Annotated in this window: 18 protein-coding genes; 9 read left to right on the forward strand and 9 right to left on the reverse strand. The window is 66.3% G+C overall.

Translation table 11 applies throughout. The annotated features are described in order from the left end of the window. Nucleotides 1–18: 18 nt before the first annotated feature. Complete coding sequence (locus Pla123a_RS23345) at nt 19–1,182, forward strand: glycoside hydrolase family 172 protein (RefSeq protein ID WP_146591570.1); 1,164 nt, start codon at nt 19–21, stop codon at nt 1,180–1,182. A 632-nt stretch (nt 1,183–1,814) separates the two neighbouring features. Here Pla123a_RS23345 and Pla123a_RS23350 read toward each other — a convergent pair. After that, on the reverse strand, nt 1,815–3,137 hold the full coding sequence (locus Pla123a_RS23350) for a reverse transcriptase family protein (RefSeq protein ID WP_197528228.1): 1,323 nt from the start codon (nt 3,135–3,137) through the stop codon (nt 1,815–1,817). Nucleotides 3,138–3,638: 501 nt separating this feature from the next. On the opposite strand from Pla123a_RS23350, the gene Pla123a_RS23355 reads away from it, so the two are divergent. Next, nucleotides 3,639–4,361, forward strand: coding sequence for a sialate O-acetylesterase (locus Pla123a_RS23355; protein ID WP_197528229.1), 723 nt, complete (start codon nt 3,639–3,641; stop codon nt 4,359–4,361). Nucleotides 4,362–4,374: 13 nt separating this feature from the next. Here Pla123a_RS23355 and Pla123a_RS23360 read toward each other — a convergent pair whose 3' ends face one another. Further along, nucleotides 4,375–5,883 (reverse strand): alkaline phosphatase D family protein, encoded by a 1,509-nt coding sequence (locus tag Pla123a_RS23360; RefSeq protein WP_146591574.1) that lies wholly within the window; start codon nt 5,881–5,883, stop codon nt 4,375–4,377. A gap of 600 nt (nt 5,884–6,483) precedes the next feature. Here Pla123a_RS23360 and Pla123a_RS23365 point away from each other — a divergent pair. Further along, entirely contained in the window at nt 6,484–7,512 is a 1,029-nt protein-coding gene (locus Pla123a_RS23365; protein ID WP_146591576.1) for a hypothetical protein, read from the forward strand. Nucleotides 7,513–7,583: 71 nt separating this feature from the next. Here Pla123a_RS23365 and Pla123a_RS23370 read toward each other — a convergent pair whose 3' ends face one another. From Pla123a_RS23370 to Pla123a_RS23390, 5 genes are all read right to left on the reverse strand, one after another. Continuing rightward, nucleotides 7,584–8,648 carry a hypothetical protein gene (locus Pla123a_RS23370; RefSeq protein ID WP_146591578.1) on the reverse strand — a complete coding sequence of 355 codons (1,065 nt, stop codon included), beginning with the start codon at nt 8,646–8,648 and terminating at the stop codon, nt 7,584–7,586. Between the two features lie 132 nt (nt 8,649–8,780). After that, nucleotides 8,781–9,695 carry a hypothetical protein gene (locus Pla123a_RS23375; RefSeq protein WP_146591580.1) on the reverse strand — a complete coding sequence of 305 codons (915 nt, stop codon included), beginning with the start codon at nt 9,693–9,695 and terminating at the stop codon, nt 8,781–8,783. 3 nt (nt 9,696–9,698) lie between these two features. Then, the gene (locus tag Pla123a_RS23380; protein ID WP_197528230.1) at nt 9,699–10,235 is read right to left on the reverse strand and encodes an RNA polymerase sigma factor; all 537 of its coding nucleotides are present in this window, start codon (nt 10,233–10,235) and stop codon (nt 9,699–9,701) included. Between the two features lie 151 nt (nt 10,236–10,386). Then, entirely contained in the window at nt 10,387–10,680 is a 294-nt protein-coding gene (locus Pla123a_RS23385; protein ID WP_146591582.1) for a hypothetical protein, read from the reverse strand. 117 nt (nt 10,681–10,797) lie between these two features. Further along, a complete protein-coding gene (locus Pla123a_RS23390; RefSeq protein WP_146591584.1) occupies nt 10,798–11,856 on the reverse strand; it encodes a DUF1559 domain-containing protein in 1,059 nt (352 codons plus the stop codon). Nucleotides 11,857–12,382: 526 nt separating this feature from the next. Between Pla123a_RS23390 and cysK the strand changes: the two genes are divergently transcribed. From cysK to lipA, 3 genes are all read left to right on the forward strand, one after another. Beyond that, nucleotides 12,383–13,324, forward strand: a complete 942-nt coding sequence (cysK, locus tag Pla123a_RS23395; protein ID WP_146591586.1) for a cysteine synthase A — start codon at nt 12,383–12,385, stop codon at nt 13,322–13,324. A 45-nt stretch (nt 13,325–13,369) separates the two neighbouring features. Continuing rightward, nucleotides 13,370–13,867, forward strand: a complete 498-nt coding sequence (locus Pla123a_RS23400; protein WP_146591588.1) for a hypothetical protein — start codon at nt 13,370–13,372, stop codon at nt 13,865–13,867. Nucleotides 13,868–13,938: 71 nt separating this feature from the next. Then, complete coding sequence (lipA, locus tag Pla123a_RS23405) at nt 13,939–14,850, forward strand: lipoyl synthase (RefSeq protein WP_197528231.1); 912 nt, start codon at nt 13,939–13,941, stop codon at nt 14,848–14,850. A gap of 359 nt (nt 14,851–15,209) precedes the next feature. Here the strand turns inward: lipA and Pla123a_RS23410 are convergent, their stop codons facing one another. Both Pla123a_RS23410 and Pla123a_RS23415 read right to left on the reverse strand, forming a co-directional pair. Further along, a complete protein-coding gene (locus tag Pla123a_RS23410) occupies nt 15,210–17,015 on the reverse strand; it encodes a Gfo/Idh/MocA family protein (RefSeq protein ID WP_146591592.1) in 1,806 nt (601 codons plus the stop codon). A gap of 66 nt (nt 17,016–17,081) precedes the next feature. Beyond that, nucleotides 17,082–18,191 carry a DoxX family protein gene (locus Pla123a_RS23415; RefSeq protein WP_146591594.1) on the reverse strand — a complete coding sequence of 370 codons (1,110 nt, stop codon included), beginning with the start codon at nt 18,189–18,191 and terminating at the stop codon, nt 17,082–17,084. 319 nt (nt 18,192–18,510) lie between these two features. Between Pla123a_RS23415 and Pla123a_RS23420 the strand changes: the two genes are divergently transcribed. The 3 genes from Pla123a_RS23420 (at nt 18,511) to Pla123a_RS23430 (ending at nt 22,066) form a co-directional block, all read left to right on the forward strand. Then, nucleotides 18,511–19,503, forward strand: coding sequence for a D-2-hydroxyacid dehydrogenase (locus tag Pla123a_RS23420; RefSeq protein WP_146591597.1), 993 nt, complete (start codon nt 18,511–18,513; stop codon nt 19,501–19,503). Between the two features lie 163 nt (nt 19,504–19,666). After that, nucleotides 19,667–20,770 carry a serine/threonine-protein kinase gene (locus Pla123a_RS23425; protein ID WP_146591599.1) on the forward strand — a complete coding sequence of 368 codons (1,104 nt, stop codon included), beginning with the start codon at nt 19,667–19,669 and terminating at the stop codon, nt 20,768–20,770. A gap of 216 nt (nt 20,771–20,986) precedes the next feature. Then, nucleotides 20,987–22,066 carry a hypothetical protein gene (locus Pla123a_RS23430; protein WP_146591601.1) on the forward strand — a complete coding sequence of 360 codons (1,080 nt, stop codon included), beginning with the start codon at nt 20,987–20,989 and terminating at the stop codon, nt 22,064–22,066. Nucleotides 22,067–22,515 lie beyond the last annotated feature (449 nt).

Below are 22,515 nucleotides of genomic sequence, written 5' to 3' on the forward strand. Positions count from 1 at the left end.
CCCCCAAGTGTGCTTGCCATGAGATCGAGTCTGACGACGCTGTTGCTGTTTGTCTCGCTGGCGCCGACGACCGGTCCGGCCTCGGCGCAGCCGCCGGAGCCGCTCGCGCTGTACGACCTCAGCACGCCGCTGGTGTCCCGGGCGGTCACGGCCGAAAACCCCACCGGCGAGCCGGGCGCCGGCGGCCAGGCGGCGAGCGCCCTCGGCCCCGGCCGGAAGGGCGCTCCCAATTTCAGGCTCCCCGCCGGCGAGACCCATCAGCTCTGCGACATTGAGGGAAACGGTTCGATCCGGCACATCTGGATGACCGGCTCCTGGCAGCAGGACGACCAGCGTAGGACTACGGTGCTCCGTTCGGTCGTCCTCCGCGGGTACTGGGACGGCCAGGAGCACCCCAGCATCGAGTGCCCCATCGGTGACTTCATGGGCGGCGCCCACAGCAAGTCGGTCGCCTACCAGTCGGCGGCCCACTCGGTCGGCGAGAGCGCCGCGTTCAACTTCTGGCTGCCGATGCCGTTTACCAGCCGCGCCCGCTTGACGATCACCAACGACAGCGACCTCGACGTCACCATCTACTACCAAGTCGACTACACCCTCGGCGACAACCACCCCGACAACGTTGGGCGGATGCACGCCAACTTCCGCCGCGCGAACCCCACCACGCCCGGCGAGGACTTCGAACTCCTCCCCAAGCGGACCGGCAAGGGCCGCTTCCTCGGCGCCGTGATGGGCGTCCGCACGCTGCACCCCGGCTGGTGGGGCGAAGGCGAGATGAAGGCCTACCTCGACGGCGACGACAAGCTGCCTACCATCTGCGGCACCGGCAGCGAGGACTACGTCGGCCTCTCGTACGGCATGCAAAACACCACCCACCGCTACCACGGCTGCAGCCTGCTTGAGAAATCGAAGGCCAAGTTCCCGCAGCTCGATATCCCCCAGAACGAAACCGTCGAGACGCCCGCCGAGTACATCTCGATGTACCGCTGGCACCTCCCCGACCCGATCTACTGGAAGACGGAGTGCCGGATCACGATCCAGCAGATCGGCTGCTGCTACTACGAACGCGACGACGACTGGTCCACCGCGTCGTTCTGGTACGAGCCGGTCCCCAGCGAGCCGCTCGGCCCGTTCCCCTCGAACGAGGATCGAACCGCCGACCTGGCGCCGCTGCTCGACCCGTAGCCGCACGCGTCATCCGCGCGACTTTTGCCCCCGCTGAGTTTTGTCCCCTGTAGCGACATCGATTCATAGGGACAAAAGTCGTAGCCCGTTTCGGGCCCTGCATTCCCTAAGCCCCAACAATACAACACGTTGTGGCGACCGCCGTGTTAGCGGCCGTCGGACTTTTGTCCGATTCTGCACGCTTCAGGGGACAAAACTCTCGCGTGGCGTACTATTGATCCCTGCGCCGCCAATGGACCGAGGCCGACCAACGCAAGGCCGGTTTCCGTGTGAGCAGGCTCAATGCGGCGGGTTCATTCGCCGCGCAGCCATGAATAGCTAGTTCCCCGCGCGGTCGAAGCCCCGTGCCCAACCACTATTGGATCACAGGGCGTGGCATATTTCGATTGAAAACCGGTGAGAAGGCGGCATCGACGGGGCTGGGATCGCAGCCGATTGCGATTGAAAAACCGGACGCCAACGCTTGCCGGCTCGATGTTTCACGGAGGAACAACTACGAACACCGATTGCCATCAATCGGTGGCGACAATTGTTCCGCGAGCAAAACTCAGGGGCGCAGACGCTACCTGCTCGGCCGCAATTAGCCGCCAGACCCGAATCGCTGTCGGAACCGGTCGCAAGCCTCTATCCGCTTACCCCCATTCAATCTGCTCGAACACCCGCCGCAGCTTGGCCGCCTGCCGCGCGCAGGCCATCTCGACGAACGCGATCCGGCCGCCCAGGTGCGCTCGGAAGTCGGTGTGGCCGGTGTGGTTCTGGCTGGCGGGGCCGTGGCGCACGCAGTTCGTTAGTACGGCTTTGAGGCGGTCGCGTTCCGCGCGGCTGACGGCGGGCTGCGCGTTGACGACCAGCCCCGCGATGCGTTGCTGCTGGGCGGTGGGCATCACGCGGGTCTTGTGGTGGTTGACGCGGTAGCCTTCCTCCAGGGCAATCGCCGCGGCGTGCGTGCGGAAGCGGTGCACCGAGCGTGCGAACTCGGCGCCGCCGCTGAAGGCGAGGTCGTCGGCGTAGCGGGTGTACACGCCGCCCGCCGCTGCCGCCAGGCCGGCCAGCCGGCAGTCGAGGCGGTACGCACACAGGTTGGCTAGGGCAGGAGAGGTCGGCGCGCCCTGCGGCAGGTGCGGCTGCGCGTAGCGGGCCCGCTGCAGCGCTGCCCGCCAGTCTCGTGCTGAGTCCGGGGAGAACACAGCCGCGGGCGCCGTGTTGGTGCAGAGCCCGGTCAGCAGGTCGGCCACCGCCTCGGGGTAGCCGAGCGAGCGGAACAGGGCGTTCACCTGGGCGGCCGGCGTCGACGGGAAGAAGTCCTCCAGGTCGAGCTTGAGCACCACGCGTTGCCCAGAGTGGGGGGCGGCAAACGTGCGGATCGAACGCCCCGGGCGGAAGCCGTGCGCGGCGTCGTGCGGCGGGACGTGGTGTAGGATCTCTGCCAGCAGTCGCCGCTGGACCGCCTTCAGGCGGGGCTTGGGCGCCTCGATCAGGCGGGTGGCGCCGAACCGCTTGGCCAGCGCTCGGTAGTGGTAGTGCCGCAGCGGCCCGCGGCGCCGCCGGCGCTCCCACCCGCGGACATCGGCCAGCCAGGCGAGTTGCTGGGGTGGGGTGTCGAGCCAGCCGGCGAGCTGGCCCGGCGTCCGCAGCCGGGCGACCGGCCACGCCTGAGCCGCGGGGAAGGGGCAGAACTCGACCGGGTCGTGCACGCGGCTGACGGCGGCTGCGTCGTGCCGCGCCGCGTAGACACGGAACCGCTCGTCGAGCAGCAGGAAGTCGGCGATGTGGTCGGCACGGGGCCTTGGTCCATAGGCGAACTCGGCCTCGACCCGCCACGCCAGCGGACGCAGCCAACGGTAGCGACGGCCGAGCGTCCGCTCGCCGCAGCCCACGAGCCGGTCGGCGGTCAGCGGACCGGCCGCAAACGCCGCGGCCAGCGCGCGGGCGACGCTCTGGATGTCGGTCTCCACGCGGAAGGGGTCCCCTCGTAGTCGTAAGCGACGCAAAACATACGGCGGGACGCCCAACGAGTCTGGTCTGGCGTGAGGAATCATGCACCGGAGGGCATGGCGCCTCACGCGACGAACGTCGAACCCTTCAACCTCCCCTGGGGTAGCCCCAGAGAGCCGAGCCGCGGACGAACCAACGATCAGCAAGCTTGAGGCGTCCCGCCGCGTGGCGCCATGGTAGCACAGCCGGCGACGGCGGGCGAATGTGGCCTCTGACCGTGGACATCGGTTTGGCGTGCACTCGGCGCGGCCCCAGGAACCCAATTTCAGGGCCCCGCTAGCGCCGCCTTGATCACGCCGCTCCGAGCCTTCGCGGCAAGGCGCCTGCCGCGTCTCTAACCTCGCGATGACTTCGGAGCGTAGGCGAAGGAGAACGAAGAGTGTAGGATGCGATCGACGCATGCCGGCAAAGCAGCCTAGACTCAATCGGAGGCTGCCTCCTTGTCTCAAGATCATCGACCCATGGCATTCGAAATGAAGACGCTGTGCCTTGCGTGGCTTGTAGTTCTTGAGTTTGGCGTATCACTGAACGCGGCCGAGAATCACCTGCTTATCCTTTCCGGCCAGTCGAACATGGAAAGGCTCGACCCGGGCCTGAGCTTCACGCCAACAGTCGAAGCCGCTTTCGGCAGGGAACGCGTCGTTGTCGTAAAGGACGCCCAAAGCGGGCAGCCGATCCGTCGATGGTATAAGGGGTGGAAGCCCGCTCACGGCGCCCCTCCAGGTTCAACTGGCGACCTCTACGACCGGTTGATGCAGCAGGTTCACGAAGCGATCCAGGAGCGGCGTTTCGATACCGTTACGCTTGTGTGGATGCAGGGTGAGCGGGACGCCAAAGAGCAGCATGGCGAGGTCTACGCGGAGAGCCTCAGGGGGCTGGTCGATCAGCTATCCAAGGACCTCGGGCGAGACCACGTCAATCTTGTGATCGGACGGCTTAGTGACTTTGACCTGAGCAACACAAGGTACCGGCACTGGACGGTCGTTCGAGATGCTCAAGTAGAGGTTGCCGAAAGCGACCCACACGCAGCGTGGGTCGATACGGACGACCTGAACGACGGCCTGAGCAAGAAGGGCAAGCTGCTCAAGAACGACCTGCACTACACGCCCGACGGGTACAAGATCCTGGGCGAGCGGTTTGCGGAGCAAGCGATCAAGCTCATTCAGGAAGAGCCCCAGCCCTAAGCCCAGACGGCGTCTACTTGGGCGTCATCTGCGAGCGGGTGAGGGTGTGCTTCTCGAGTTCCTCGCCCTGCTCGTCGACCAGGCAGAAGGTCAGCTCCGGATCGGGCTTCCCAAGGTTGAACTCGAGCTCGCCGAACGCCTTCAGGCCGGCGGCGTAGCCGAAGATCTGCGTCGACGCGTCCGGGGCAAAGGCCTCCGGGCCGGGGACGCCGCCCAGCGTGGCGGCCTCGAACTCGTAGAAGGTGAACCCCGAGGGCCGTTCGATCCGGAACCCGCGGGCCCCGTGCCGGTCGCCGCTCAGCAGCACGACCCCGCCGATGCCGTTCGCTTCGATGAACCCGAACAGCTCTTCCCGCTCCTGCGTATCCCACGTCCCCCAAGAGTCCTTGCCCTTCGACATGCAGTCGCTCCACATCGTGCCGCTCGTCAGGACAATGAACTTGGCGGTGGAGGCTTTTAGCGTTCTCAGCAGCCACTGTTTCTGGGCATCGCCAAGGTAGGAGCCTCGTTGATTCCGCAGATCCCAACGCCTGCAGGAGCGGGTGTCGAGCATAATCACCTCAACTCCGCCGATGACCGTGTTGAAGTAGATTCCTCGACCCTCGACGGTGGTGGGCGGGTTGGCCCAGTTCTCCTCCCAGAGCTTGCGTAGAGCGTCGCGCTGAGCGTCGTCAATCTGGCCCTCCTGCAGCCCGGACTTGTCGTTGTTTAGGTAGTCGTGATCGTCCCAACTCGCGTAGATTGGGATGCTGGCCGAGAACGCCCGCCACGCCTTCGAGGCGTCCCGAAGCAGGTAGTCTGCCTGATGCAGATTGAGATCCGCGTCGCGATCGTCGACTGCCAGGTCGCCGAGCAAGAGCACGGCGTGGTTGCCTCGCTCGGCGACCCGCCGCATGAGGTTCGGGTTCTGAACGCCAATCTTGTGGAAGCACGACCCGAATCCGATGCGAACCGTTTCAGCGGCGTCCGGAGCAGGGGCCGTGCGGAAGGCGCCGTTGCCCAACTCCCGACCAGAGCCGCTCAGGATCCGGTACTCGTGCGGCGTGTCGGGAGGCAGTCCGGTTAGGTCGATTCGCGTGGCCGCACCGGGACGGTCGGCGGCGGCGGTGAAGACCCGCTCTTCTCCGCCTCTCGGGCGAACCTGCACGTTCAACGAGTCGAGTCGGGCGGGCCGCACCCAAACCGTCACGCCGCTCGAAGTTAGATTGCCCAGCATAGGGCCGCTGATCAGCGGCAGTTCTTGCTCCTGAGCCGCCTGAACGATCCGCGGATCCCACGGGCTTGTGTTGACCGAGGTGGTAAGGATCTTTCGAGCGGCGAGGTAGAACTCTCGCTGCGGATCAGAAGGCCGCCCGTAGCTGTCCAGCAGCAGCGTATCGAACTTGAGTGAGCCCTGATGGGCCTGGCCGATCGTCACCTCGTAGATCGGCTCTTCGACAATCGCTTCAGCACAAGCCCGCGGGGCAAGCGATCCGTTAGTCAGCGCGAGTGAGACCAACGACAGAACGACTGCCTTGTACATGCCTTGTTTACTCCTGAGCTGGCAAACGTCGTGCAACCGGAAGCAGCGTCGACCCTCATCCGCGATGAAGATGCCGTTTGGCGCCCGCGTTGTCAGCTTCAGACCGGCGACGGTGGATGCAGATGCCGAAGAAGAACTCGGGCCTAGCGAGATGATAGTCGCCGATCGGTCGGCTAGCCACCATCCTTGCTCGCTGTTTGTGAGATTGTCGCGACTTGCTCGACCGCCACGCTAGAGGAGAACCCAAAGACCGCGTTTCTTTGGTCCAGCGGCAGATTGAAGATGAAGAACCCGCCGGCGCGGACCTATGCCTATGGCGTGCGTGTTCTTACCTCGGTTTCTGTGCGGTGCAGACCGACAGCCCACTTCAGCGATCCCGGTCGAGCAGCTCCAACAACCTCCGCAGCTTCTCCCCGGGATCACCAGCGTTCCACCGCTTGCGGACGCCGCCAAGCTGTCGTGCTAGCGTGGCCGGCTTTTGCCGTTCCGGCCGACAGGGCTCAAACCACGGTCGCTTTGTGCCGATAGGAGAAACGGCGCCGGTGCATGGATGCATCACAGGGCGCCGCCGTGATACGCGAATCTGGGGGGAACGCAGGGATGCGCCAGTACCAATACCGTTTGTTGCTAACGCTGGCCGCCGCTGCAATCGCCTGGCCGGCCGCCGCCGAAACCTTCGTCCCCGGCACGGGCGTGTGGCTCGAGAAGTGCTCGGACGACTTCGAGGACCCCGACTGGTCCTACACGCTCAACCTGCCCAAGAGCAGCTACGAGCAGGACGAGCGGCAGCGTTCGCCGGGCGGCTTTTCGAACAACAAACTGTGGCACGAGGGGGGCAAGCGTGGCACCCCCGACGTCGTGAAACGCGTCGACACCCCGCCGGGCGGCCTGCTGGGCAGCACCGGCGCCCTGATGATGCAGACCCGCCTGTCCGGCGTGCCGGGCAAGCTGTCGAACGAGCAGATGCAGGACGATCTGCTGATGAAGTTTGACCGCCGCCTCGGCGGATCGATCCCCGTGAGCTGGCAGCCGAGCTGCACGGTGCGGGTCTATCTGCCGCCGTTCGACCAGTGGGAAAACCGCTCGGGCGCGTCCTTCGGGATGCGGGCCGACTGCCGCGGCCAGAAGCCGGACGGCGACGTCGAGCCCTACTGGCCCGGCATGTTCATCCTGTTCCGCAGCGAAACATCGCGTAACGTCGAGGCCGACTACGCTCAGATCACCGTGCGGGCCAACAACCGTGGTCAGGACGCGCGGAGCTTTGAGATCAAGGAGTCGGGCTGGATTACGATGGGCATGTCGTTCACGCCGGACGGCATGGTCCACTACTACGCCCACGAGGGCACCGAGGACCTGACCGCAGAAGACCACCTGATGAGCGCGTACGCCTACAGCTGGCGGTGCCAGACGTTCAACAACTTCTTCTTCAACGTCGCGAACTGGGACAACGGCCGCAGCTGGTCGACGCCCTGGGTAATCGACGACCCGAAGATCTTCGTGCAGCCGCCCGCCGGCCAGACGGTCGAGAACCTGTACCGCAAGCGTGGCTCGCGGCAGAACGTGGCGAGCGGCGGCTCGAGCCGGAGCAACAAAACCAGCGGCTGGGGGATCTTCTCCCGTCGCCGCTAACGAGAACGCGACATCGAAACGGCATGGCGGCGCGGCCCGTTGAGCCCGGACGCGACCGCCATGCCCGATGTCTACCGCCGCCCACGCCGCGGGTGGTTGGCGCCGAACTCTTCGCGGATCGCGGCCAGGTCGGACGCGACCAGGTGCACGTCCGCCGCGGTGAGACCGGTCGCCGAAAGGTCCTCCCACAAAGCGTCGCGTTCCTCCGGCGGAATAGTGGCGCTGGTGAGCACCGCGTCCCACGCGTTGGCAATGCCCGCCCGCTCTTCGGCGGTCACCAGGCCATCGGCCCGGGCGTCGCGGACCTGGGTGGCCAGCGCCCGCACGAGCGAACGCTCCGGCGGGGTCGCGCCGTGCTTGATAGCGGCCAGGTCGGACTGGATCTCCTCGACCAGCTCGGGCGTTAATGTCAGTTGCGACCGCACATCGGCGAGGTCGTCGGCCAGCTTCTGCAGGTTCTCCTGCTGCGCGTCGGAGATCAGCGGGTCGCGGTTCTGCAACTCGGCGGCGATCGCTCGGAAGTCTGCGAGGATGATCTTCACGTCCGCTTGGTCAACGCCCGAGGCCGCGAAGACTTCCTGTACATCGGTCTTGATGGCCTCGGCCAATTCTGTGGTGATCCCGGTGCTGGTGACCACGTCAGCGAAGGAGGCCTGCAGCTGTTTCACCTCGACCGCCGTCAGCTCTTGATCCTCGACCACCTCGGCGATGGCCGCGCGGAGGGTGGCGACCGATTCTTCCGAGGGGCGTGAAGCGACCTCCGCGGCGGCCGCCAGGTCCGTTGCGAGCCGCTCGACCATCTCCGGCGTCACTTCCGAGTCGGCCCGGATCGCCAGCAGGTCGGCGCGGAGCTGCTTGAGGTTCTCCTTCTGCGCGTCGCTGATGTGGGGCGTGCGGAGCGAGCTTAGGTCGGGGAATGCGACCCGTGGCGCCGCCCGGAACAGCCCCCGCTCGACGCGGGTCTCGGCCGGGCGGTCCGGCAGGGCGTCGCGGCGGCTGGCTAGCGTCTCGGCGAGGTCGAGGTCGGCCGCCAAGAGCTCGCGGCTCTCGAGGGATTCGAAAGTCCGTCGGTCGCGACGAGCCGACGCCGGCTTGCGGCTGGCGTCATGATTACACAACAACGAAAAGCAACGCATGCCTGACTCCTCTGGCAAAATGAACAGCCCCTGAGCGGACGCCTGGTACCGCATTACAGGAGTAGTTGTCGCCGCGGGTCCGAAAGGGGACGAGAATCCGGCAAACTCTGACCAGGGGTCGCAACCGGTCGGCTACGGCAGCTCACGGCGGACAGGACGGCCGTCGCTGTGGGCGGAGTATTCGAACCAGTCGTCGGGCAGCTCGGGCGTGGGCGCAAGCTCGATCGTGACGCGCGACCGGCCGCGGTCGCCCGGGCCCAACCCCCAGTCCAGCACCATCCGGCGGGCGACGCCAGAGTGCTTGTCGGCCCAAAGCTCGATAGTGGCCGGCAGCTGCAGCGGCGCGTCGTCCTGCACGCGGCCGGCGATTCGCTCGCAGGCCGCCTCACCGGCGGGCGTGTCGATCGACTCGTCGGGCAGCTGCTGGAGGTCGTAGTGGTTCGACAACCGCCGCAGCATGCCGGCGAGCTGCAGCGGCGGGTCGTCCGGGGCGCCCCGTTCGAGCCAGCGCTCCATCGCCGGGCCGTCGGTGAGGATGATCGGCCCCCGCGGCGGGGCTAGCCAGCACTGCTCGCCGTCGCAGCCGAGCCACAACTGGGCGCCGGGGCGGAAGGCGTCGCGGCGGATGACAAACCGGTTGGCGCCATCGACATACAGCTCCGACTGGCGCTCGAGGTCGCCGACGAGCGGCCGCTGAATCACCGTGGTCTGCTGGTAGCACCGCACGCCGAAACGGGTCGCCTGCTCCAGGCACCGCAGCACGGTCGCCTGGGCGTCGCCGCCGGCAGAGCCCCAGACAAACAGGCCGATCAGCACCACCGCCGCCAGCGAGGCGAGCCGGTAGAACATCGTCCGCCGCCGCACGGCCTGCGCAGCAGCGGGTGCGTCGGCAATCGCCGGCAAATCGTCGAGGCTGGCGATCACCCGCTCGACCCGCGCGTCCTGGCCGTCGGCGGCCCCTTGCAGCGACTGCCGCAGCAGCTCGTCGAGCAGCGCGTCGTTGGCCTCGGAGAACGGGTCGTTCGGTGTGGGGGTGGAATCGGCCATCGCTCAGGCGCCCTCCGCTACGGCCAGCTTACGCTCAACGCAGTCGGTCAGCCGGGCCTTTGCCCGCTGCAGCCGTTTCTTGACCGCCTCGGCGGTGAGCTGCAGCTGTTCGCCGATCTCTGCGAGGCCGAGCTCGCGGTGGTACCGCATCCGCACCGCCGCGCCGTACTTGTCCGGCAACGCGTCAACACACTTGCGGAGTGCGTCGAGCTTGTCATTGAACGCATCGCCCTGGAGCGTGTGGATCTGGTCGAGCCGCTGCCCGAGGTGCTCGAGCACCGCCGGCTCGTGCGGAGCCGCGACGCGCACCGAGGCTCGGTAGTGGGCGAGGATCAGCTTGGCGGCGATGCCGCGTAGCCAGGGACCAAAGGCCCGGGCGCGGTCGTAGTCCTCGAGGCGCCGCCAGGCGGTGAGCATGGTCTCTTGGAAGAGGTCATCGGCGACCGCGGCGTCCCGCACCGCGGCCCGCAGGTACGCAATGAGCATGTCGGCGTTCTCACGCACGAGGATCTCAAACAGCTGCTTCGCGTCGATGGCCAACGTCGGAATCCACCAAGGGGTAAGCGGGCCGACACGGGGTGGCCCTACCTATCCTTGCGCGCCGCGGGCCCAGAGGGGACAGAAAAAGCAGGGGATTTCTCCCCCGGTAGGGGTCGAGAGCCGGGTTGGCCCCGGAGTGACGCTTCAGCCGCTACAGCTTGAAGTCGATCGGCTCGGACTGGTCCGGCGCGACGGTGGCGGTCAGCGGCGTGCGGAGGCGGCTGGTGAACTGCGGCGGGAGCCTGACAGCGGGAGGCGGCGTAGGGTCCCCTTCTTTCCAGCCTTCGGGCAGATCGATGCCAACGATGACCGTGACCTTGTAGTCGCCGGGCGGCAACTCGGCGGAGTAGCCCCCGCCGGGGTTCAGCTTGGCCTGGATCGGCCGGCTCTCACCGGGGTAAAAGGCGATTGCGCCGCTGTTGATTGGCTGATCTTGGTAGCTCACGGACCCGGTGACCGTCTGGGTACTAGACCCATCGGCACAGCCCAAGGCAAAGACCAGCAGCGGGATCCCAGCCAGCACTCGACAAAGATACATAGCAAGCAGTCATCCCAACTCGGGCTATTCGGAAACGGTCTCGCCGCCGTTGCGGGAGCCCAGGGCGAGGTAGACGGGCACGTCGATGTTCTCTTGGACAAAGTGAACGCTGCCATCGCCGTAGCAGAAGTTTACGCCGCCGGTGTGCTGGCTCGCGAAGGGCAGGTCGTTCACCGCGATGGTTTTCGGCGTGTCGGGCAGGATCGCGGGGCGGTCGCCGGCGTTGTTGTCGTGGCCCGCGTAGGCGGCGGTGAGCGGGTCGTGGTTAAGCAAGTACACGTCGCTGAGATTCTTCATCGCGAAGCAAGCGGCCGTGGGCTGCGGCCCCGTCGGGGTAAACTCAGCACTGCCGCGTCGCCCACCCGGGTTCGGCGGGATTGTATTGCCGTTCCAGTAGGCTCCGATCATCCATGCGCGGATTTGGTACGTCCGCTCGCCGATCATGAAGGTCTTGCTGAGACCGTCGGTCGCCTTGGCGAGCTTGATCTTCCAGTCCATGACGATCAGGCCGTCGTAGTTATTAGGGCCCAAGAATGACAGGTCTTGGCTGACACAGTAATGGTCGGGCTCGCGGAGTGTGGGGCACTGGTTGGTCCGGGCGTAGTAGGAACCCGAGACGCCCGCGTAGCTCATCCCCTTGCGGGCCGCGTTGCCGTACTTCTCCTGCTGGTTCGCCAACTCCGGGTCCGACGGGCAGAGGTACATTGGCAGCAACAGCATGTTGAGTGCGTCCATATTGCTGCCGTAGGCGTCCGGCGCGGCCGTGTAGCGGTCGATCGCCTCTTTGCTGACGGACGCCTCTTCAACGTAGGGCAGGATGTGCACTGGCCAGCCTAGGCCGCTGGTCTGTTTGGCCGAAGTGTTGACGCTGCCGGGCGGAAGCGTCCCGTTGGCCGACTCGTAGTTCAAACATGCAAGCGCGATGTTCTTAAGACTGTTGGTGCAGCTCATCCGGCGGGCAGCCTCGCGGGCCGACTGGACTGCCGGCAGCAGCAGGGCAATCAACACGCCGATGATGGCGATCACCACCAGCAGCTCGACGAGCGTGAATCCACGTTGGTGTCGTTTGTTGGCGCCAAACATAGGGCATTCCTATTTAAGTGATGCCGGTCGGGGGGTGAGCCCCTGACCGCAAATCCTTCGTGTCCTGTCCGATTGCTCCGAACTTCTTCTACCCTTGCAGTCTAGGCGTACACTCGCTGCGCTCCTACGCGATTGTGCGCACGCATTTCGCGCAGATACGCACCCCCGAATCGGCTTTTTCCCGCTGGGTGAAGGTCTGCCGGCTGTAACGGCCCGGGCCGAGCCGGACTTGGCGGAGGCCGGACACTCCGGCCGCATTCCTCCCGCCGCCACGCTTGGGCGCCGGCTGCCAGGCCTGGCGCCTCTTCCGGGTGGCGCGGGTCGAGCCGGCCGCCACAGCGTGCGAGGCCGGGGGCCGGACACACGCGCCCCGACCGCTAGGTTTTGGGCGTCGCGGCGCCGTGTATCCTCCGCGTCAGGACGGCTGCGTTCGGGCAAGGCGGCCGCCTTGTCAGCACCGGCAAAAACCCGATAATCTCGGGCTCGAGACGACACGGACTCATCGAACTATAAGGGACTGTCTGCCATGCCACGCAATCGCACTTACGACAACGCCGCCACTTGCATCGGCGACACGCCGATGATCAAGATCAACCGGCTGGTGCCCGAGGGCCACGCCACGGTGTTCGCCAAGTGCGAGTTCTTCCAGCCACTCAACAGCGTCAAGGACCGTATCGGCGCCGCGATGATCGAGGCCGGCGAGCGGGACGGCAAGATCAACGCCGACACCCACATCATCGAGCCGACCAGCGGCAACACGGGCATCGCGTTAGCATTTGTCTGCGCCGCCAAGGGCTACAAGCTGACCCTGACCATGCCGGAGTCGATGTCGCTCGAGCGGCGGGCGCTGCTCCGCGCGATGGGCGCCGACCTGGTGCTGACCCCGGCGGCCGAGGGCATGAAGGGCGCCATCAACAAGGCCACCGAGATGGCGGCCGAGGGCGACAACACCTTCCTGCCGCAGCAGTTCGAGAACCCCGCCAACCCGGCGATCCACGAGGCCACCACCGGCCCCGAGATCTGGGAAGACAGCGGCCACGACATCGACGCCATCGTGGCGGGCGTGGGCACCGGCGGGACCATCACCGGCGCCAGCCGGTACCTGAAGGGCCAGAACCCGGCCTTTAAGGCGATCGCGGTCGAGCCGGAAGACTCGCCCGTCATCTCCGGCGGCGACCCCGGCCCGCACAAGATCCAGGGAATCGGCGCCGGCTTCATCCCCAAGAACCTCGACACCTCGATCGTCGACGAGGTCATCAAGGTCAGCAACGAGGAGGCGTTCCTGTGGGCCCGCCGCCTGGCCAAGGAAGAGGGCATCATGGCGGGCATCTCGAGCGGCGCCAACATGTGCGCCGCCGCCAAGCTGGCCGCCCGCCCCGAGATGGCCGGCAAGCGGATCGTCACGATCATGTGCAGCCTCGGCGAGCGGTACCTGTCGACCCCGCTGTTTGAGGGGCTGACGGGCTAATCGGTTAGGAGCGGGATCGGCGAATTACTGCGTCAACGAGGCACCATGGCACGTTCGAACGCCCAAGGCCGTGTCTTTGCGAGCCACTACCAGCTTGTGATCTGTGATGACCCATCAGGGTCATTCGACGAAGGGCATAACTGGGGGGACACCGGTTCCAAGGCAGGATTTGCCGGCAGCCCACGCTTTCGCATGGTGGGTACCGAAGCGGACCTAAATGACCATTGGGTTGAGCTAGTTCTCTCGGAACGCTCTCCAGATGCGTCGAAGTGGGAACGGGTCACGTGCTGCTCGTTTCATTCGGACACCGGTTACGCGTACGTAAAGTCCATCGTCGACTCGGAAGCAATGTTGTCGATTGACTGCGGCCAGGGCGACTTCGCTCTCTACGTAGCCGCAAACAATCTCGGCGTCGACCAGCTTTCACTGGGCGAAGAATCCAACCTATCGGACAGTGAGCTGGCTGCCCGGCACGACCTCGAACGATACCGCATCTTCGTGGTTCCCGGCGAGCCGGAGTGGGAAGGGCGAAGAGAGAACTAGCCAGTTTGCGCAAAGACTCCCCTTGGCCTAAGCGTCTTGGCGGCGGACGAAAACAATTCTACGATGTCGAGGTGAACACTACACCAGAAGCGTCGCCCCGCCCGCGACTCCCCGAGTGGCTCCGCCGGCAGCCCCCTAATGGCGGCGGCCTGCCGATCTACAACAAGACACTCAACGTGGTGCAGGCCAACGCGCTGCACACGGTCTGCGAGGAAGCCCGCTGCCCCAACCTCAACGAGTGCTGGGCCAGCGGCGACGCGACCTTCATGGTCGCCGGCAAGGAGTGCACCCGCGGCTGCAGGTTCTGCTCGGTGCAGACGCTCAAGGCGCCCGAGCCGCCCGATGCCGACGAGCCGCAGACCCTGGCCGCCGCGGTCGAGCGGATGAACCTGGCTCATGTCGTGATTACGGTGGTCAACCGCGACGACCTGCCCGACGGCGGCGCCGAGCACTACCGGGCGTGCGTCGCGGCGGTGCACGAGCGCTGCCCCCAGACCACGATCGAGCTCTTGGGGAGCGACCTCGGCGGCGACGAGGCCGCGCTAGAACACTTGCTGGTCGGCTCGCCGCTCTCGGTCTTTGCCCACAACGTGGAGTGCGTCGAGCGGCTCGACAAGCACGTCCGCGACCCGCGGGCGTCGTTCGAGCGGAGCCTGGCGATCCTCCGCGGCGCCAAGCGGATCCGGCCCGACATGATCACCAAGAGCAGCCTGATGGTCGGCCTCGGCGAGACCGACGACGAGATCGTCGACGCCATGCGGCGGCTGCGGGAGGTCGACGTCGACCTCGTGACGCTCGGCCAGTACCTGGCCCCCGGCCGGCCCGGCGAGCGGTTTGTCGAGGTCGACCGCTACGTGCCGCCCGCCACCTTCGACGCCTGGGCCGACGCCGCCCGCGAGTTGGGCTTCAAGGGGGTCGCCTCCGGCCCGCTGGTCCGCAGCTCGTACAAGGCGGGCGACCTGCTGCGGAAGGCTTCGGCCTAGCGTCGCTTCGGCACGCATCATCGGCCTCGGAGGGGGGGCTCCCACAGGCAAGATGTTTTCGTGCCTTTTCCTGGCAATTGTTTGGCCACAAGAAGGCACGAAAGAGCACAAAGAGAAAGACCTGTGTGGCCGCGACTTTCACGAGCGGTTGGCGCCGCCAGCGGGCCCGAGTCGTTCGAGCGGTAGTCGGGGTTGCGAAGCAACAAGAGGCAGACTGGATTGGCCGCCCGCGGCCTCAGAGACACCTTCCACAGGCAAGATGCTCTTGTGTCTTCTTGTGCCTTTTCGTGGCCAACAACAAGAGGCCCGGGCGAACCGCCCGGGCCTCTCGTCGTTTCAGCGTTCTGCAAGCCCAACGATCAGGTCACGGACACCTTCACGTCGTCGGCCTTCTTGGGCGCCGGCCCCTCGGGGACGGCGTCGCTCATGGGGTCGAACCACTCGGGGTCGAACTCGATGCGGGTCTTGTCGCGGATGGCCTGGTTGCTCACCAGAGCGATCACCGCGTCGGCCAGGGCGACCTTCGGGTGGCAGTGCAGGGTCTCGGGCGGCAGGCCGTTGCGGATGCAGTAGGCCCAGTGCTCGATTTCCTCGGTGTAGCCGCGGCTGACGTCGGCCGAGGCGAGGGCCCCGGTCGCCTGGGCGACCGCGGCGCCGCCGGTCTCGTAGCTGGCGGTCAGGGCGTTGTCCTTGTCGACGCTCACCTTGGTCGACGCGCCGCGGGTGCCGAACAGCAGGGTCTCCTGCTCACGCTCGAGGATCAGGGTGCCCTCGGTGCCGAGCACGACCTCGCCGTAGCCGCCGTAGCCGTTGCCGTTGATGGAGGAGTAGGTCACCACCACCTTCTTGTTCTCATCGGCGATCGACTCGGAGGCCGGGTCGTCGCCCTCGAAGTAGCCGCGGCCCGGGTACTCGTACGAGCAGTAGACGTGGTCGTCGACGTCGCGGTTGGGGGGGAAGATGTGCCGGCCGCCGACCGCGGTGACGCTCAGCGGGCGGACCTTGGTGTGCCCGTCGAACTGCGAGCTGATGAAGATGCCCGACGCGTCGAGCTGGTGGCTGCCGAGTTCGGCCATCAGGCCGCCGCCGGTGCGGTTCCAGAGCCGCCAGCGGATCATCTCCTCGATCGGCGAGCAGACGTAGCCCCCTTCGGGCACCTGGTACTTGCGGTAGCCGTAGTTTGTGGCTTCGAGGCCGTAGTCGTCCATCTGGGCCTCCTTCTGGGCGACCTTCTTCTCCCAGGCCAGGATGTCGGACTCCTTGGACTTCGGGTTGTCCTTCAGCTCGCTCAGCTTCTTCTGCCAGGCGGCGAGCTCCCGCAGCATGTGGTGCTCGTCCCGCCAAGCCGCCAGACCGGCGGCGCCGCCGGCCGCCTTGGCGGCGCGTTCGGCTTCGGAAATCTGCTGGGGAGACATCATCTCGGTCGGCAGGTCGGGCCGCCAGCTGTCGTTGCCCGGCAGGTTGCCGCGGTGCCACTGGGCGCGGATGTGGTGGATGTCGCCGATCACGCCCTTGCGGATGGTGTCGACCGCGTTGGCGTAGAGGATGCTGTAGTGGCGTTGGTGGCCGGTCGCCAGCAGCTTGTTCTCCTTCTCCGCGACGCGGGCCATCTCCTTGCACTGACGGACGCTGTGCGCCATCAGCTTCTCGGTCAGCACGTGCTTGCCGGCCCGCATCGCGTCGATCGCCACGACGTCGTGCAGGAAGAGCGGCGTGGCGATAATCACCGCCTCGATGTCATCGCGCTCGAGCAGCTCTTTGTAGTCGGAGTAGACGTCGACGTTCTTGCGGGCCTCGTCCTCGGACTTCCAGCCATAGACCGCCATCAGACCTTTGCGGGCCGCGGCGGCCGAGGGGCTGTACTGGTCGCCGTGGAAAGCGCGGTGCTGGCTGTAGGGACGCGGGTCGGCGATCGCCTTGACCTCGACGTATTCGGGGTTGAGGGCGCCAATCAGCACGTTGCCCTCGTCGCCGGTGCCGATCACGCCGATCCGCACCCGGTCGCCGCCGATGGTGTCGCCGTAGTTGAAGTAGTACGCACCCGCGGCGCCGGCCGACACGGCGCCGGCGCCGACGACGTTCTTGAAGAAGTCGCGACGCGTCGTGCCCACGACACGGTCGTAGTTGTCCTTGCCGATCTTCCGTTCTTCGTCGGTCAGATGCATCGTTTAGCCTCCGGGGAGCCAGGAAAGCGGCCGCGGGACCGCCTGAGGTGAGTTAGGTGTACTACGCTAGGAATTCTTGTTTTGGTCACCGCTCCGCCCGCCGCTGCAGCAGCACGCGCCAAGCAGGCCATCGATGCCGAGCCACCGCCCGGCGCCAACAGCGGCCAGCGTCAGCAGGCCGGTGACCTCAAACAGCTGGTAGAAGAAGTACTGCGTGTTGGCGCCGTAGACCCACGGCGGCTGGGTCACGATTACCGACAGCAGGAAGCCGGCCGCGACGACCGCCGCCACCCGGGTAAACAGCCCCAGGAAGAGCAGGGCGCCCGAGCCGACCACTACCCAGGTGACAATCGCGTTCACGCGGCTCAGTTCGCTCGGCGGGTTGAGGGCCTCGTTGACCTCTGTGGGGTCGGCGTCGGCGGCCAAGTCACGCAGCTCTCCGTGGTAGCGGTCTTCGATGGCCGCGACTTCGGAAATCCAGGGGCGGGGCGCCGTGTTGGCTTCCGCCTCCTGCTGGGCGATCCGGTCGTCGATGTAGGGGAGCGTGCCACCCTCGTTCTGGACCTCGGCCTTCAGCTCCTCGAGCCGCCACAGCTCGTGCTGGTACTCCTCGATCTCTTCGGCCGTGTCCTCAAAGTACTGCCCGAGCTTGATCTTCGCCCGCAGGTAGGCGCGGCGGGCCCGCTCGCTCTGCTCGTCGTCGAGCGAGGCCTCACTGGCGAAGGCGTCGAGCTGGTCCTGCCAGTCGGCGGCGATCTGGTTGGCCCACTTCGAGTAGGAGCCCCGCGGCGGGAACTGCGTGTCGACTAGCTCGAGCGGGTTGTTGGTCTCTTCGGCTTTGTTCTTCTTCTCAATCTCGGCGTTCTTCTTGCGGACCTCGGCCAGGTACGCCGAGTACTCGCCCTGCCATTTGTTGATCTCGGCCTGTTCCTCTTCGGCCAGGCTGTCCCACTTCTTAGGCTCGGCGAGCAGCTCGTAGACCTGGTGCGGGCCGGGCGCGAGCGAGTGGAACTGATCTGCCAGCGGCCCGGTAGCGCCGCGGAGGAACCCCTCGGTCACCTTGACGTAGTTGGGATCGAACTTCTTCATCCCTTCGGAGAAGAAGTGGTAACCAGCCGCGAGCCGCATCAGCACGATGCACAAGACGGTAGCGCCGCCTAATTGAGCCTTAGTCATGCCCAACCGTTTCACTCCCAGGATTATTTGCCTCGGCTAGGGGGGCAGCCGCGCGAAGCGGACCCAAGGTGCGACGCCAAATGGCAAGAGGACCGCCCGTCCGAGCTTTGCCAGAACTCGTTTGCGCCCTGCACCTACTACTCTAGTCGCTAGGCGAGCTTCGCCGAGGCAGGTAGGATCGTTCGACGCCAAGAAACCGCCCACCGCGGCTGCTTGCGTCAATCGAAGATTGTAGTCGAACAAACGCAAGAAAACCACACATACCCGCAGTCGGCGAAGTTTTACAACGAAGCCGATTGCCCAAAAACGCAAAACCGCCGTGAGAATTGTCCTCTGTTACCCAGTCCAACCCCAGCACGTCGCCCGGATCCAAGCCGCCGCGGCCGACTGTGAGATCGTCGACGCCGGCCAGGAGCGGATCGCCGAGCTGCTCCCGACCGCCGACATCTACTGCGGTCACGCCAAAGTGCCGGTCCCCTGGCCCGAGGTCGTCGCGGCTGGCCGCTTGAAGTGGATCCAATCGTCCGCGGCCGGGATGGACCACTGCCTGACGCCCGAGGTCATTGGCACGGAGATCCCAGTCTCGAGCGCGTCGGGCGTGCTGGCCGACCAGGTGGCCGACCACACGATGGCCCTGCTGCTCGGGCTGCTGCGCTCGATCCCAGAATTCGTTGAGGCCCAGAAGAAGCGGGAATTCATCCGCCTGCCGACCCGCGACCTGTGCGGGGCAAAGGTCGGCATCGTCGGGCTCGGCGCCAATGGCCGCCGCCTGACCGACGTGCTCGCGCCCTTCAAGACCACGATGATTGCCACCGACTACTACCCCCGCGACAAACCGGATTGCGTGGCGGAGCTGCTGCCCCACGACGCGCTCGACCAGCTGCTGCCGGCTTGCGACATCGTCATCCTTACCGCCCCACTAAATGACCAGACCCGCGGCATGATCGCCGCTGAGCAGCTCGCCCAGATGAAACCAGGCGCGGTGCTGGTCAACGTGGCCCGCGGCCCGCTGGTGGTCGAGTCGGACCTGGTCGACGCACTCGAGTCGGGTCACCTGGGGGGCGCCGCGGTCGACGTCACCGAAATCGAGCCGCTTCCGCAGGACAGCCGCCTGTGGGACGCGCCGAACACGCTCATCACTCCCCATGTGGGTGGGCAGAAGGCGTCCCGCATCGACGACATGACCGATCTCTTCTGCCTGAACCTGAAGCGGTACTTCGCTGGGGAGCGGCTCGTCAATCTGGTCGACAAGCGGCTCGGATTCCCGACGCCAGAGGACTCTTTGCGGACATTCATGCGGAATTGCATTTAAATCGGACCTGTTTGTGACAAATCTTATGTAGACGGCGCAGTTTTAGGAGAACTAGAATTAGGGCAGTCGAGGTCGACTAGCAAGGAAGCGCACGCGACGATTCAGGCCTCACCAGAGTTGGCCTGGTACGGAGACAACGACCCCCCGGCGGAGATCTCTCTTCATGACCACCACCATTCTGCAGCAAACCCGGACGATCTCTTTCCAAGGGGATCAGAAGGGCAACCGTTGCCCGAATGAGCTGTACGCCCGCTACGACGACCTCATCCAGCAAGAGAAGCTCAGCTGGACCGAGCACCTCTGGATGAAGAGGATCTTGGGGTCCGGAGGTCAGGGCGTGGTGTACCTGTCCGAGCAGCGTGGCTCCGACCAGTTCACCCTGCCGGTGGCCCTCAAGTTCTTCTCGCCCGAGCGGTACCTCGACGAACGGGCCTACGTCGACGCAATGCGGCAGATGGCGGCCATCAACAGCCGCGTCGCCCAGATCCAGCACGACAACCTGCTGGACGTGCAGAACTTCATTGAGCGGAACCGCATCCGCATCCTGCAGATGGAGTGGATCGACGGCTACGACCTCGACATCCTGCTCACCGCCGGCATGCTCGAGCGGGCCCGCGAGCGGGTCAGCAACCGCCGCTGGGAGTACATCAACAACGTGATCGTCACGGCCGGCCCGGTCCGGCCGCGGCTCAAGCCCGGCATGGCGGTCGCCATTATCCGCGAGTGCCTGGCCGGCCTGGCCGCGCTGCACCGCGAGGAGATCGTCCACGGCGACATGAAGCCGTCGAACATCATGGTCAAGCGGACCGGCAACGCCAAGATCATCGACATCGGCTCGGCCGTGGACCTCAAGAACTTGCCGCTCGACCGCACCTGCACCCCGCAGTACGCGGCGCCCGAGGTGCTCGAGCGGCAAGAGCAGTCGCCCCGCTCGGACCTGTGCAGTTTGGGGTATGTGCTGATCGAAATCCTCGCCGGGCAGCCGCTGTTCGCCGGCATCAACGACTTCGCCAAGCTGCTCGAGGCCAAGCGGACGCTGCCGCAGCGGCTCAAGAAGATCCTCCCTGACGAGGTCCGCCACAGCGACCTCCTGATGACCATCTGCCGGCGGCTCACGGCGCCGGACCCGACCCTCCGCTACGTCAGCGCCGAGGACGCCGACACCGGCCTCGACGGCCTCGCCGAGTTCCAGCGCACGCTCGTCCGCGGCGACCTGGCCAGCGAGTACGAGAACGAGCTGCGGGTCTGGCTCGAAGAGCTCGACTGACCGCTCGTCGCTGCTAGCACGCCTTCCTGCAGGCAGCCGCGGATTGATCTTGACTCCAGTGCCAGCAATTGGCACGTTGTGAGCGGTTTATGGACAAACCCGCCTCACCGCGCATGGAGTCGCACGATGCGAACCACTGCCGCCTGCTTACTCTTGCTTCTCATCAGCGCTTCCTCGTATGCGCAGCGGTACGGCGATTCGCCCCAGCTTCCCCCGATGAGCCAGGCATTTTCCGGTGGGCAAGGGCTGCCGGCCGCGAGCGGGGCCGCGTCGCCCGGCGATTCCGATCTATCGACCCCGTTTGGCGCTTCGCCCTACGGCGGTGGCCAGGCGGGTTCGCCGCCGCTTCCCGTCCCCGGACTGCCAAGCACGACCAGCTCGCCGCCCCCCGCCACCGCGACGCCCCCGGCCCAGCGGCCCGCGACGCAGTACCCGCCTGTCACCCGCACGCCCACGGCAACCGCCCCCACTGGCGGCTCCGGCTCATCCGCGTCGCGTGTCTACCACACCGACGAGCTGATGACCGGCATCATGAAGCGGCCCGGCTCCTCGAACCTCTCCGGCACGCCGGTTCGGCTCGAGCAGGTGGTCGCCAGCGGCGGCGACCGCTCGCAGCAGACGCAGCGGATCAACGCCTACTGGGACCTCTGCTCGTCGGTCGCCGACTACTACCTTGGCCTGCACGAGGCCAGCGAACTCAACCGGCACCAGCAGCGACTCGGCGGCCGCAACGCCGAGATCAGCCAAGCCGCGCAGCAGTGGCAGACCCGCATCGGCACGTCGCAGCTCGCCGCGGTCGCCGCCCAGCGCCGGCTGGCGGCGCTGATGGGCGCCAGCTCGCTGCCGCTGCCCGGAGACCTCCCGCTGTGCGGCGAGTACAACACCAAATACCCCCAGGCGTTTGCCGGCCGCGATTCGCAGGAGGCCCGCGTGCTCGACCAACTCATCCCGCTCCGCTACGCCGAACTGGCATCCGCCGCGGCCGAGGTGAGCCGACTGCAGGATTTCCTGCAGGACGTCAACCAGCAGAGCGTGGGCGGTGAGGGCGTGCTCAAGGCGTTCCAGCTGCTCGCGTTGCAGCGGCGGGCGTTCGTGCAGATCGCCAAGGACTACAACCGCCAGATCACCCGCTACACCGAGCTCTCGACGCCGGGCAACATCGCCACCGGCCGGCTGGTCGCGATGCTGGTCGAACGCACCCGCACAGCGTCAGCGCCGCAGACCTCTTCGGCCCAGTCCTCCGCGGCCGGCATGCCGCCCACCCGCCCGCAAACCTTCCGCCGCGGGCTGCAGTAGCCGCGTCCCGCCTGAACCTTGTCACTACCGGCACACGCGGACCCGCGACGCGGCCACCAGCCGCAGGGCGTTAGCCCCCCGGTCCGAAGCGTCCAGCACGGCGAGCCCCCGCCCAGCCAATGCCAGCGGAAGCCGCCGGCTCGGCGCTCACCGCCGCAGCGGCCTGCGTTGCTCTTCACGCCCAAAGAACCGGACGCCAGCGCGCTGGCCAAGGTAAAACGGGTGAACCTCCAAGGCGCCAAGCTGCAATGAACGGGTGGCACGCCCTGAAAGGGCGTGGTGGATTTGCTGGTGATTCGCCACGCACTGGACGGAAACTGGGCGTACAGGTCCGACTCTCACGCTTGTCCGCTCGGTCATAAGTCAAGACTGTCCCAATACTGTTCGGCACGCGATTTGCGCACGCCAATTCGTCACTGCGAGGCGATCTAGTCGAGGTTGCGCCCTGG

Source organism: Posidoniimonas polymericola, assembly GCF_007859935.1.
Taxonomy (GTDB): domain Bacteria; phylum Planctomycetota; class Planctomycetia; order Pirellulales; family Lacipirellulaceae; genus Posidoniimonas; species Posidoniimonas polymericola.